Raw genomic sequence first — 12,000 nt, forward strand, 5'->3', positions numbered from 1 at the left:
CGTTTTAGAAAAGGCAGATCTGAGCGATGAAACTATTTGGTCGATTTATATTGGATGAAGGCTTGGTGTCGGCAAAGGATCTTGCTGATGCAATGGTAGAGCAGGTCAGTCAAACGCCCCATAGCCTTGAGATCATTTATCAAAAAGGGCTGATTTCACCTGAGCAGCTACTTGATATTATTTCGCTGCAAAATGATGAACATTTGGATTTCAGAACAGCTTGCATCCGGCTGGATATTTGGCGCACGGAATTTATCGATATCATCAACGACGAGGTGGCGAAACGACGGATTACGCTCGGGCAATTACTGGTCGATAAGGAGCTGGTAGAGCCAAACAAATTGCTTTCTGTACTGAAGCAATATCATGTGTACCGTGCTGAAAATAATAACGATTTTGCCCTTTTTTCTGAGAACACCTTGTTGGATTTGAATGAAGGGGAGAATGACAAATCGGCGCAAGAAATTGTGTTTGAACCCGACTTTTCACAGGTGCAGCTAAGTAACCTCCCTGACTACCTCGATTTGTTTTCTGAGGAGAAAGAGATTGAGCTTGAAATGCAAATCCTCGCGATTGAGTCGTTGGGGAATGCGGAACAGGACGTTGACCCAGAGGAGTTACTCGATCAGTTCTTTACCGAGTATCACTCCTTGAAAGGTACCGCGAGGGGTATTGGAGCCATCTTAACGGAGAACATTATCCACGAGTCTGAAGACTTACTGACCTTCTACAAACGATTCCTCCACAAAGTCGAGAGCTCAGACTTCGCCGCGCTGGCTGCAACGAATCTTAAGGTCATTGACGTTTTGGGTCATCTACGCAATGAAATGATTGATACGGGTACCGAAGAGAGCTTTTGGCGAAAACCTGAACTTAAAGCGCGTTACCTAAAAGCGTTGAATGACACAAAACGCTTGTTTGTTGAGCTAGAAAGCCGAGGTTATCAGGTCGACCTTGATGACGTGAGGGATATGTTCTGACTGTACTTGCGGTCTACGCCAGAAGCTCACGAAATAGATGCTGTTTGGAACTTTGTCTCTAATCTTGCGAATTGCTTTATTTTTCATCAATTTTGTGGGATCGACCCCGTGTTTCCTGCCGCTGTCCGCTGACTGTTTCATCAAATTGGTTATGCTGGATTTTTTAGATCGGGGGGTAAAAAATGGAAGTGTTAGATCTGCTCGCAAACGTTTTGAATGCGTGGATTATTCTCGCAATTTTGGTCGTTGTTTTTCTTCGTGGTGCAGTCAAATTTGTACCGCAGAATACCGCGTTCGTTATTGAACGTTTTGGTAAATATAACAAGACGATGGAAGCGGGCTTGAATTTCCTCGTGCCGTTCATCGATCGCGTGGCGTATGTTCATACGCCAAAACGCTACAACATTTAATATGCCCGGCCTGTCAGCATTTTGGGCTTTTGAATCCGTTTTTGTCCTCTCGATTGTTTAGTATTTGGTAACTGATACTTGTAAGGTTACTCGGTCTCTAATGTGATAACTTGTTATAGTTAGGCCGTCGGCCTCCTTTGTATGCTTGTTTATGTCTGTTTTTTCGTCACACTCTGCTTGGTAATAGCTAAAAGGCAATATGTTGCTACCATTTCTGGTAATGCATTGATAATATGTCGGTTAATGCGATTAAATTGGCAATTTAGATAGACGAAAACGTACTTAAACTATGAAAGTAATTATTTTATCAGGTGCTGGCCTCTCTGTACCTTCAGGTTTGCCTGCATATGATGACATTAAAGACACACCTGAGTATCAAGCTTTCCTGAATGCCCATTACAATGAAGCACAGGCACTTGCAGATAATATCTGTCATAGATATGAGTCGTTCAAGCCGAATCAAGCTCACTATGAGTGTGTGTACCTTGAGACATACTGTCAGTCATTGGGAGTTGAGTTTTATCACTACACCCTAAATGTTGATAATTTGGTCGAAAAAGCAGGAGGTCAAGCCGTGCATCTTCATGGGTGCATAGATGACCCTCACAGCATTGTAAAGCATAAAGATGTTTCTAGTGTTGACCTGTTCGATCTCGAATGGGGACACAACGATTTGCTAATTGTCTTGGGCGTCAGCAATAGTGGTTTTCCATTAGCAGCGATTGAGGCCAATGCTCTGGCAGCAGGAGCCAAATTTGTAAACTACAACATTGAACCAAACAACGAAACATGCACCCCAACTGTAATCGGGGACTTGATAGATACGTTCAAGTTTTTAGATCATAGAAACTTGCCTCCGATTGAGTTGACGGAGGTTGATTTAGGGTTCATCGTCTACCAGATTGAGTGCAATATCTTGGGGAATGACTACACTGTGTACCTCACTCCTTCAACAGAGAGTGATTTCAGTGAAAGTAGACTAGTAGATACTCAAGAAAGGTTAGGCATGACTCTTACAAACAATTGTTTTGAGATCAAATTTGATTTAAAATCAAACATTGATGACGGAACTTTGTTTGAACCACCAACACAATCGATTACTAGACGACAGCTGAATCTTCTAGGACGTGTCATAGCAGCCCTTTTGTTTTCACACTCGAAAAGTAAAAATGTGATCGCTTACACAGCATCTGCTGTGGATGTAAGGCTCGTACCGTTCTATAATTTACTTGCAAGGAAGTATGCAGATCATATAGGATATGATTCTTGGTGTAGTTTTGGCACTGAAGGAATAAATTATGCGTTTAAAAAGAAATGAAGTAACGAACAAGCGTAAGCTTGAAGCGATGCGCAAATTGTCTCAGGCTTGTAACGCTGCTATCAAAGCAGGTAAGGCTAAGAAGGCTGTTCTAGACCCACAGTAAGTGCTACTCCTGCCTCAACCATAAAAGTCGACTATTAAGTCGACTTTTTCGTATGAATGCGAAGTGAAATACTTAGGTATTGCCCTACTAGTTGTTCAATCCTTATGCGATTGCTCTCACTTTAATTCGTAAAAACAAAGAAATAGCCCGAGATATAGGTTCTGCAACTTAGAGAGCTGGAGACTATATGTCATTCTTTAGTCAGGCTTTTTAAAAAGAGGCTAAAGTAGATTACTTGAATTCTTTTAGTTTCTTACCGCGACAATAAAAAAGAGCTCCACCCGAAGCAAGTGTCGCGATGACTGAACAACAAATCAAACATCGAAATTCAGATGCTTGATTTATCCTTTGTTACAGAAGGCATTTAGTATAACCCTTAAGCACTAATCATGGACATTCAAGTGAGGATGGCTGATGACTCTGTCTGTCGATAGTTGGGGGGCAAAGAAGTAAAAGCGTCACCCTACAGGTGATGCTTTTTGTTTCTTCTGAAATGTTCGTTAGAAAAGAATCCGAAAGTTTCATTTCCCAGATTGTTAGCCCCTTAACGGCTTGCAAAGCTTCGGTGACCAAACAACAACTTAGCACCACATCCAGTAACGTAATTTATCCTGTATTACTACAGCGAAGCTGTTTGCTGTTAAGGGGCGTACTGGATAGTAATTAAAGACCTAATTTCTAGCAAAAAAAGCTTCTCGCAAAGTTCCTCTTTTAACAATCGACCTTTTGTATATTTGTAAAAGTTTCATGAGAAAACTCAGCCTAGACACTCATAACACTTTGGGTTTAGTTACGTGTGAAATCAACTGTTGACCGCAGTTTCAGAAAATTTCTTTTCTTCTCTTAAATAGAAATGTTTAGTATTTCCCAACTAGGGCACGTTAAAAGAACAAGCGTTTGATGTTCCCTCCCAGTCTGCGATTACTCGAGACAACATCTCACTGGTAGTTGACGGCGTTCTCTATATCAAAGTACTCGACCCAGTGAAGGCGAGTTACGGTGTCGATGCGTACATTTTCTCTGTGACTCAGCTTGCTCAAACATCAATGCGTTCTGAAATTGGCCGCATGGAACTGGATAAAACCTTCGAAGAGAGTGAAAAACTGAACACTGCCATCGTAACCGCAATCAACGAAGCGGCTGCGCCATGGGGTGTGCAGGTAATGCGGTACGAAATCAAAGACATCGATCCACCACGCTCCGTGCTGGATGCGATGGAGCGCCAAATGAAAGCTGAACGTGAAAAGCGTGCAGTGATCTTAGAATCAGAAGGTGCTCGCCAGTCTGAAATCAACGTTGCGGAAGGTCAGAAGCAAGCAAGGGTTCTGGCAGCAGAAGCAGAAAAAGCCGAGCAAATTCTCAAAGCGGAAGGTGAGGCGCAAGCTATCCTTGCCGTAGCACAGGCACAAGCGGAAGCACTGGAAGTGGTTGGTCGCACGGCAGCAACCGATGAAGGCCAAAAGGCAATTCAGTTGGATCTAGCTGACAAAGCGATTGAGGCGAAAAAAGCGATCGCGAAGGAGTCTTCCGTCGTTCTACTTCCTGATAGCCAATCAAATGCCGCGAACCTCGTTGCTGAGTCTATGAGTATCATCAATGCGTTGAACGCAAGGAAGTAAGATGAACGTGTTGGATTACTTTCAAACAAATTTAGCGGAAGCACCATAGTGGTGGGCATGATTCTGCTGATTATTGAGATTTGGCTTTTCGGGCTATCGACCATTATTTTACTTGCGCTTGGCCTGTCCGCCGTTTTTACAGGCGGATTAGTTTGGGTTGGTGTGCTGTCAGAAACTGTCACCACAGTGGTGGCGGGCTCAGGTATCGGTGCGGGGATTCTAACTCTGTTGCTGTGGGGCCCAATGAAGCGTTCACAAGTCGTCACTAAGCGCGACTACAACATTCACAGTGATTTTATCGGTCTCGAATTCACGTTGGATTCGATGTTAGACATTCAAAATCCAGTGCCCGTGAAATATTCAGGGGTTGGCTGGAAGTTGGTACTTTCGAACAAACATCGAGATGCTGTTCTTGAACCCGGAGACACAGTTAAAGTTGTTGGTGTGGATGTCGGTAAGTTTTTCGTAGAGCCAAAGCCTCAGGATTCCGCGGCAGAAACAGCAAAGTAATTCAATGCACACTTGAACACAAAAAAAGCCTGAATTTGATTCAGGCGTTTTTTTTGTTGGCTAACCCTAGTCTTTTTATCGCCTCTTGCCACACGAATGAGTTCACTTTCTTCCAGCTTATTGCTAGCGATAGATAATCAAATTAAAGAGTTCATTTAAGCGATTTCACGCGGGCGATATGGATATCTCATCCTGATATCACCCACATCAAAAATGGTGAGTCCCTTGTTGTAATCAATGCGGTCGAGGATTTCGTTGTAGTGATTCAACTCGTCACTGGGTGTAGCCCATTGCGATTCAGGTATTGGTTTACTCCATTCGACGACTTCCGGAAACGTTTCGGCATTTTGTCTCATCTTTTTGGTTTCATGGTTGATGCGCCAAATCCCAAGCCAAGTGCCGTTGATAGCCCACCAGAAGTGTCGCCAAAAACCGAACTCTTTTTCTTCGATCTCATACGCTTCGCAATGTTGTTGCTTGAGTCCTTGGTAGGTTAAGGGGGAAGGTTCACCAATGTATTCTGGGCCATCTTCCATATAGGTGCGGATCATCTCCCACAAACTGGCGGCGTGTACTTTGGTGATGGCGCCGGTTTGCAGGGTGCCCCAGAAATAGCCGTGCTTTTCATCACTGTTGATGCCAATGATCAAAGACGCGGTGGTGAATACCCCACCAGTTGTCATGGCACTGCTCTGGCCGACCATGGCACAGACGGTTTCCCAAGGAAAAAAGCGGTACTCGGTGCATTTTTTCTCTTTGTTCCAGCGGGAAAACATAATTTCCCGACGCTGACGGTGGAAACGTACGGGCAGGGTTTGAGTCAGCATTTTTCGGGCGTGGCTATGGACTTTGTAAAGAATGAACCACCCACCCAGCATAGGTAGAAAAAAACCGCAATCCCAGCAAATGTCAGCATAGGGTCTAATACATCAATCCATACCCCATCGATTTTCTGCTCTCGATAAATGGCATCGATAAACCCCATTACGCCTCCATTTCCCCAGAGAAGGTAGAGCGGGAGCCAGAGAGTCATCAAGAACATGACCCACATTTGCTGGGTTTGGAAAATCATGCCGCCGGCACCGCCGACTTCAATGTAGCTGTCGGTCTTTTTAACCAAAATATCGTGGGTATCTAATGGGGGAATATTGGTGTGCACCGGGACAGGGCTTATTACCAAACTACTGCCAAAGGTTTTGTCAGTCACTTGACCAGCAAAAAAGGGAAAGTCGTGTAGAGTCATGGCGTCATACTTTCCCTTTTGAGCGACGGTTGTCGATAAGGATACTTCACCCTAATATCACCCACATCAAAAATGGTGAGTCCCTTGTTGTAATCAATGCGATCGAGGATTTCGTTATAGTGATTCAATTCGTTACTGGGTGTAGCCCATTGCGATTCCGGTATCGGCTTACTCCATTCGACGATTTCCTGAAACGTTTCTGCATTTTGTTTCATCTTTTTGGTTTCATGGTTGATGCGCCAAATCCCAAGCCAAGTGCCGTTGATAGCCCACCAGAAGTGTCGCCAAAAACCGAACTCTTTTTCTTCGATCTCATACGCTTCGCAATGTTGTTGCTTGAGTCCTTGGTAGGTTAAGGGGGAAGGTTTACCGATATACTCTGGACCATCTTCCATGTAGGTGCGGATCATCTCCCACAAACTGGCGGCGTGAAACTTGGTGATGGCTCCGGTTTGCAGGGTTCCCCAGAAGTAGCCGTGTTTTTCATCACTGTTGATACCAATGATCAAAGACGCGGTGGTGAATACCCCGCCAGTTGTTATGGCACTGCTCTGGCCGACCATGGCACAGGCTGTTTCCCAAGGAAAAAAGCGGTACTCAGTGCATTTTTTCTCTTTGTTCCAGCGGGAAAACATAATTTCCCGACGCTGACGGTGGAAACGTACAGGAAGAGTTTGGGTAAGCGTTTTCCGAGCGTGGCTATGGACTTTGAATAGAATGAACACCCTGCAAGCATGGGGATAAAAAATAACCCTATTCCCCCAAATACCTGCATTGGGTCTAATATATCTACCCAAACGCCATCGATTTTCTGCTCTCTATAAAAGGCATTGATAAATCCCATTATGCCCCCATCACTCCATAGCAGCCAGATTGGAATACCAAGACTCATCAAGAAGATAACCCACATTTGCTGGGTTTGGAAAATCATGCCGCCTGCACCGCCCATCTCAATGTAACTATCTGTTTTATTGACCAAAATATCATGGGTGTCTAAAGGAGGAAGATTGGTGTACACCGGGACAGGGCTGAGCACCAAACTGCTGCCAAAGGTTTTGTTAGTCAGTTGGCCGGCAAAAAAGGGAAAGTCGTGTGTAGTCATAACGATTCCTCTATGTTTCTGATGGGGAGTAAAGCGGACTCCAAGGATTTTCTTCGGGTCAATTGACCGTCTTCTTTTTCCAACTGCTCCACGAGATAGAGGTTTTGTTGACCTTCGACTTGTTCGAGATTCTCTGGGTGTTGTAGATTGATGGTAAATCTGGCACCAGACTGGTCATCAAACAATACCGTGCCAAACTTTGAGGTGACTGCGACCAGTAGATCGAGATACTCAAGATTATGGTGGCGTTGGCTGTCCTGCGGAAAATCAAATTCATAGACGGTATTCATGCCATCGTCACTGACTCTTGGTTTAGCAAGTAACTCGGACTGGGTAATATCAATGGTCTTGTCTGAGCCTTTATGTTTTATAAAACCGGCCAGTTTTACTTGATGTGGTTTCGCCTGCGGGATAAATATGCTTAGAACGGAGACATAGTGATAGGTTTCATAGCTTGAAGTAAGATCCCGCGGCGATGTATATACAATGCGTCTGCTTTGCTTTGCTTCAATCAATACTTGAGGTGCTTGTGTCACTTCAATCCATTTTGTTAATTGGGTGAGGCTGTCCCAGTTTCTGTTGCCATCAAACCACCACGTTTTGTCTTTACCCCAATTAGAGTGGCTTACCCATAGCATCAGAGGGGTCGACTGGGTGGAGTTATATATCAGTTCTCCTACAAAGATGAGTGCACTGGCTGCAAGTAACCCAAGGTTAGAAGCCAATGCTACACCAAAAGTACGAACCCCAGCGACAGCCCAGGTGATTTCACTTGCTATAGCCGCCATTGACGCTCTGGTGCCCGCATATACTATGCGCCCTGAATACCAGCCTTGAACACCGTTGCCCATCAAGGCAAAGCTGGCCCCAGCCACCGCGGCCATATCGCCTTTTTGCCAACTCTTTTCAATGCGCTCTCCCTGCACCATACCATTAGCTGCCGACGACAAAAGTAGAGGAATCGACGCTGCTGTAGTGCCTAGGGCAACCACTTTACCGACCAGATTCTGACTGACGTCGGTGCCAGTTTTAAAGTGCTGGATCAATGCTGTGGAGCGAAGGATCTCTGTAGATAGTGAAAGGGCAGATGACGTCACACTGAGAAAGTTGGACGCGTGGGTGGCTTTATCAAAACGATCCCAATCTGACTTTCTCCCCAGCTCTTTCGCTGTCTCGCCCCAGTTCCACGCTTCGACCATAAACGTGATGAATGCGAGAGAACCTGCGCCGATATTTCCTTTGATGCTGAACTTGGAGCTGTCCGGTGTTCCATAAAGAAGCTCATTGGCCAAGATTTCTTGCTTCAATGTTTTTATTTTATTGACGTCATCTATTGCGTTGTCTTTTACAGTGATGGAAATTTGTGTCGGTAGGTGAGAGCCTGAACCGCCGATTGGGGAGGCGTGAGCTTGAAGTTGCTTGAGTTTACGCTCCGTCATTTCACGAACGTCATGCAATGCCTGTCTGTAGCGGGCGCGTTGGGCGTCTTTTTCTGCGGCTGTTAAGCCTTTCAACTGTTCGACCTGATTGAGTTGCTTTTGTGTGATTTCAAGGTTTTCTTTCAGGGTAATCAGGTCGTCCAGTAGCCTATCAAGCTGCTTCGCCCCTTCCGCACCTCCCATGTTGAGTGAGATATCGGCATTTTTACGATGCCCCAATAATAACAAGGCAAAACCCGGTGAGAGGCGTTGTGTTATTTGGTCCGCTTTTAGCTGAAGATCCAGTGCTTGTTCAATCAAGCTATTGACTTCCAGTAGAGATAAGTTGGCCAATTGAAGGCCAAACAAACTGAACTCATTTCTGATGTTACCAGGCAGATCGTCGATAAGTGTAAAGTTCTGGCCTTCCATATAGACGCGTAAATCTTCCAGTGGTTTCAAGCCTTCGCTGGTTGCCAGCGCTGCGTCAGAGGTGCTCAGTAAGTTGACAATATCGGTTCGGCCCGTATTGTCTTGAAATGTGGCGACGTTCTCTGCGTTACTGCGGAATAACTGGGTATTTTGTTCACCAATTTCCTCAAAGAAAAACCGACGATACGCAGGGAGGTTTTTCTCTTGGAAGGCGAGGTTGTATGCCCAGTGATTCTCTATTCTAAGTCGGGCAAGAAGCCCATCTTTATTTTCTTTGTCAAACACGGGCATGGCTTGATATGCAGGGGTAAGCATGTTCAAACGGTCATCATCAAGGCTTTCTAATTGTTTTTGCCAATTGACGACTTTCTCGTGGGACGGTCTGAACCAGGTTTCCATTTCCTCCTCTTCAATTCGATCCAGTATCCCGCGATGACCCATACCGCCTTCAAGTAACGTGTGGTGCTGCGCGCGGACTTGTCGGAAAACCCTATCGAGATGTTTCCTTGGAACGCCGATTTTATCTGCAAGCTCTTGGTTTAGCCGAATTTGTCGCCCATATTCATCGGCAGTTTCATAGTTAAGTGCTGCAGATCGGAAGTGGTAACCGTAAACCGTACTATCTTCTTGTGCGGTCAGCCTTTGTAGGGCATCACGAGAGCTTGTATAAGCGTCATAGCGTTCTTGTACTTCTTGGAAGTTGTTGTTGATATACGTGTTTAATTTGTCGTCCTTGCTGTGCTGAAGGAAATGGTCCTCTTGCAGTACCATCAGCATTTTTATCTGTGATGCAGCAAAGTACTTTGCACTGTTTTCATCAGAGGCAAACCAAACTTGTTTTTGATTGGCGATGGATATAAATGCGCCGGAAAGTTCATTCATCAATCCTATTGGGTCTTCCAACAATAAAATTGCCCTGTCTTTTTGATATTGGCTTAGCGTGTTGCTTAATATGTTCTCGACGTTGTAAATCTCAGGCTTTTCAGTTTCCCAGCACCATTGTTGTTCTTTTATATTGGTACTCTTTTCCGGTGTGCAATCAGCGAGATATTGATGCAAGTGCTCAGGTGGTAATAAGTGACGTGAACCATTATCGGCTTTGTATGAACTCAGGTTACATCGTTGCATGATCTGTCGTCTGAGAGACGTATCGTTAAGGAGCTGACCTTGAAGTTTTGGGGAGATAGGAAGCCGACTAAAGAGAACGTCGATACTGCCACTTCTTTTTACCAGCAAGCCAGTCTCTGACTCGGTGTACACAAACTCTTGCCCGTCCTGAGTTTCTTGAAACGATTTTTGTTCAAGCTTGGTCACTTTGCTATCGGTGGTGACCGAAAATGCGTAAATGATGTCTTGTCGTTCGCTGTGAATTACGTAAATAAATCCATCACTGAATAGAGGCCTGATACCAACGGGTCTGAATTTTATTTTGGCAGAATGAGCACTTGCTATTGCACTGTGTTCTTGCTCTGACTCGACTAAAGCATAACGTATTGGTAGTAACTGAATGCTCCCTTGCTTTAACGAACACACTCCCGTCGGGCTTTGCGCATCTTTAGTATCACCACATTGGGCATCTTGTACTGGGGAGGTCAAAGTGTGTGCTCCTGAGTCGAGTTTATGTAACGTTCAGCCAGCAAAGCGGCTCTTTCTATGCGTTGAGAGGGTGTTTGGGCTGAAGGGACATTTATCAGTTGGTACAGGTCGGGGTAAGCGTCTTCTGTAAGTGCATTTTCACCAAGAAACCCCAATACCGTGAAATACTGCAAAAGGTCCCGTTCTGAAGAAAACCCTTTTTGGTATGCGCGAGAAGCTTGCTCTCTTACCCAGTGATTATCTGCTTGAGGGAGAGAGTCGTTGAACCATTTTGTGATGTGTTTTTCTATCTTCTCTAGAGAGTTTCGCCAACTGATTTGGCCAAGCAGTGCCCACTGTTTTTCTGTGAACGTTATTGGTTGCGGCGCCAGGGAAAAGAGAGTGTTGGGTTTGTTTTTGGATTTCCAACCATCGCGGGTAGGTAGCCAAACTTGCTCAATGTTATGCCAGAGTACGGAACACTCGTCATCAAACAGTACCCAGGCAGCTTCGGCATGTGCCATTTTGTAGAATACCGAACTGCCGTAGGGTGTTTTCACTTGAATGACTCTACGCATTGTTTCTGCTACTTCCTCTAAGTTTGCAAAGGAAGAAAAAAAGTATCCTTGGTTCGCGTTGGCATTTTTCCTAAACCAATCAATGATATTCCTTGTTGCGACAACGACGCAGGGTGAAACTTCTTTAAGTTCGTTCCACGGAGAATTGAGGTAAACGGGCTCGTACTGTGGGTTCCCTTCAACTTGATACAGGAACGTTTCCACTTTCTGTATTTGAGTAGCGTCAAGTATGAGGTAAAGGTGCTTGCCGCCGTGCAGATCCATCTCTGGAAATGGCTTAGGTAAGTCTGTTCCTAACATGTCAAATTTACCTCGATTCTTCACACTGTTCACACACAGGATCAGACGTTTTTAGTGCTGCAATCTGACGGGATCTAAGAAGTGGCGACATTGATGCCTTTGTTGCTAAAGACCGATTTAGTAGACAATCATCCGGTGCCACTTCGGAACTTAATCCTAATGGCAAATTCGGTATTTCTCCGTCAAATCCTGAGCCAGAACCTGCACTGCCTCCGGAATTAATATTGATCACTGAGCCGACAATATGCACCCCAGCAGGTCTATTTTCACAAAGTTACCACCGACTTTGAGAGTGACTTCGGTATAGGCTTCTAATACGGATTTATGACCACTTTTTAGGTGAATTTCACCGCCAGCGTTATTGAGTAAACTAACACCTGCTTTCATGGAAAAATTAGGGTCTACAGTC

Annotated in this window: 10 protein-coding genes and 2 pseudogenes; 5 read left to right on the forward strand and 7 right to left on the reverse strand. The window is 44.9% G+C overall.

The genetic code is table 11. The features are described 5' to 3' along the window. Positions 1-26: 26 nt before the first annotated feature. The 5 genes and pseudogenes from ATN88_RS08395 to ATN88_RS08415 all read left to right on the forward strand — a co-directional run bounded on the left by ATN88_RS08395 (position 27) and on the right by ATN88_RS08415 (position 4,943). Positions 27-980 (forward strand): Hpt domain-containing protein, encoded by a 954-nt coding sequence (locus ATN88_RS08395; RefSeq protein ID WP_067414038.1) that lies wholly within the window; start codon positions 27-29, stop codon positions 978-980. A 182-nt stretch (positions 981-1,162) separates the two neighbouring features. Next, positions 1,163-1,390 carry an SPFH domain-containing protein gene (locus tag ATN88_RS08400; RefSeq protein WP_067414040.1) on the forward strand — a complete coding sequence of 76 codons (228 nt, stop codon included), beginning with the start codon at positions 1,163-1,165 and terminating at the stop codon, positions 1,388-1,390. Between the two features lie 289 nt (positions 1,391-1,679). Beyond that, the gene (locus tag ATN88_RS08405) at positions 1,680-2,708 is read left to right on the forward strand and encodes an SIR2 family NAD-dependent protein deacylase (protein WP_067414043.1); all 1,029 of its coding nucleotides are present in this window, start codon (positions 1,680-1,682) and stop codon (positions 2,706-2,708) included. 984 nt (positions 2,709-3,692) lie between these two features. Beyond that, positions 3,693-4,433: pseudogene (locus tag ATN88_RS28565) on the forward strand (SPFH domain-containing protein); the annotation flags it as partial. Between the two features lie 57 nt (positions 4,434-4,490). Then, the gene (locus tag ATN88_RS08415) at positions 4,491-4,943 is read left to right on the forward strand and encodes an activity regulator of membrane protease YbbK (protein ID WP_232312982.1); all 453 of its coding nucleotides are present in this window, start codon (positions 4,491-4,493) and stop codon (positions 4,941-4,943) included. Positions 4,944-5,098: 155 nt separating this feature from the next. Here ATN88_RS08415 and ATN88_RS08420 read toward each other — a convergent pair whose 3' ends face one another. The 7 genes and pseudogenes from ATN88_RS08420 to ATN88_RS28855 all read right to left on the reverse strand — a co-directional run. Then, positions 5,099-5,770: a DUF6708 domain-containing protein gene (locus ATN88_RS08420; protein ID WP_157490683.1), complete on the reverse strand. Its 672-nt coding sequence runs from the start codon at positions 5,768-5,770 to the stop codon at positions 5,099-5,101. Then, the gene (locus ATN88_RS08425) at positions 5,764-6,186 is read right to left on the reverse strand and encodes a hypothetical protein (protein WP_067414047.1); all 423 of its coding nucleotides are present in this window, start codon (positions 6,184-6,186) and stop codon (positions 5,764-5,766) included. Before ATN88_RS08425 ends, ATN88_RS08420 begins: the two co-directional genes overlap by 7 nt. Further along, positions 6,183-6,749, reverse strand: coding sequence for a hypothetical protein (locus ATN88_RS08430; protein WP_067414050.1), 567 nt, complete (start codon positions 6,747-6,749; stop codon positions 6,183-6,185). The genes ATN88_RS08425 and ATN88_RS08430 overlap by 4 nt, the downstream gene beginning before the upstream one ends. Continuing rightward, positions 6,725-7,288, reverse strand: a complete 564-nt coding sequence (locus ATN88_RS08435; RefSeq protein ID WP_067414053.1) for a hypothetical protein — start codon at positions 7,286-7,288, stop codon at positions 6,725-6,727. Before ATN88_RS08435 ends, ATN88_RS08430 begins: the two co-directional genes overlap by 25 nt. Then, a complete protein-coding gene (locus ATN88_RS08440; protein WP_067414056.1) occupies positions 7,285-10,734 on the reverse strand; it encodes a toxin VasX in 3,450 nt (1,149 codons plus the stop codon). The genes ATN88_RS08435 and ATN88_RS08440 overlap by 4 nt, the downstream gene beginning before the upstream one ends. Beyond that, complete coding sequence (locus ATN88_RS08445) at positions 10,731-11,591, reverse strand: DUF4123 domain-containing protein (RefSeq protein WP_067414059.1); 861 nt, start codon at positions 11,589-11,591, stop codon at positions 10,731-10,733. The genes ATN88_RS08440 and ATN88_RS08445 overlap by 4 nt, the downstream gene beginning before the upstream one ends. A gap of 7 nt (positions 11,592-11,598) precedes the next feature. Beyond that, a pseudogene (locus tag ATN88_RS28855) lies at positions 11,599-12,000 on the reverse strand (type VI secretion system tip protein VgrG); the annotation flags it as partial.

It is taken from the genome of Enterovibrio coralii (genome assembly GCF_001559595.1).
Classification (GTDB): Bacteria; Pseudomonadota; Gammaproteobacteria; order Enterobacterales; family Vibrionaceae; genus Enterovibrio; species Enterovibrio coralii.

Coding starts and splice junctions, on each gene's coding strand:
- ATN88_RS08395 (WP_067414038.1), top strand. CDS start 27: ATGAAACTATTTGGTCGATTTATATTGGATGAAGGCTTGGTGTCGGCA.
- ATN88_RS08400 (WP_067414040.1), top strand. CDS start 1,163: ATGGAAGTGTTAGATCTGCTCGCAAACGTTTTGAATGCGTGGATTATT.
- ATN88_RS08405 (WP_067414043.1), top strand. CDS start 1,680: ATGAAAGTAATTATTTTATCAGGTGCTGGCCTCTCTGTACCTTCAGGT.
- ATN88_RS08415 (WP_232312982.1), top strand. CDS start 4,491: ATGATTCTGCTGATTATTGAGATTTGGCTTTTCGGGCTATCGACCATT.
- ATN88_RS08420 (WP_157490683.1), bottom strand. CDS start 5,770: ATGCTGACTCAAACCCTGCCCGTACGTTTCCACCGTCAGCGTCGGGAA.
- ATN88_RS08425 (WP_067414047.1), bottom strand. CDS start 6,186: ATGACTCTACACGACTTTCCCTTTTTTGCTGGTCAAGTGACTGACAAA.
- ATN88_RS08430 (WP_067414050.1), bottom strand. CDS start 6,749: ATGGTCGGCCAGAGCAGTGCCATAACAACTGGCGGGGTATTCACCACC.
- ATN88_RS08435 (WP_067414053.1), bottom strand. CDS start 7,288: ATGACTACACACGACTTTCCCTTTTTTGCCGGCCAACTGACTAACAAA.
- ATN88_RS08445 (WP_067414059.1), bottom strand. CDS start 11,591: ATGTTAGGAACAGACTTACCTAAGCCATTTCCAGAGATGGATCTGCAC.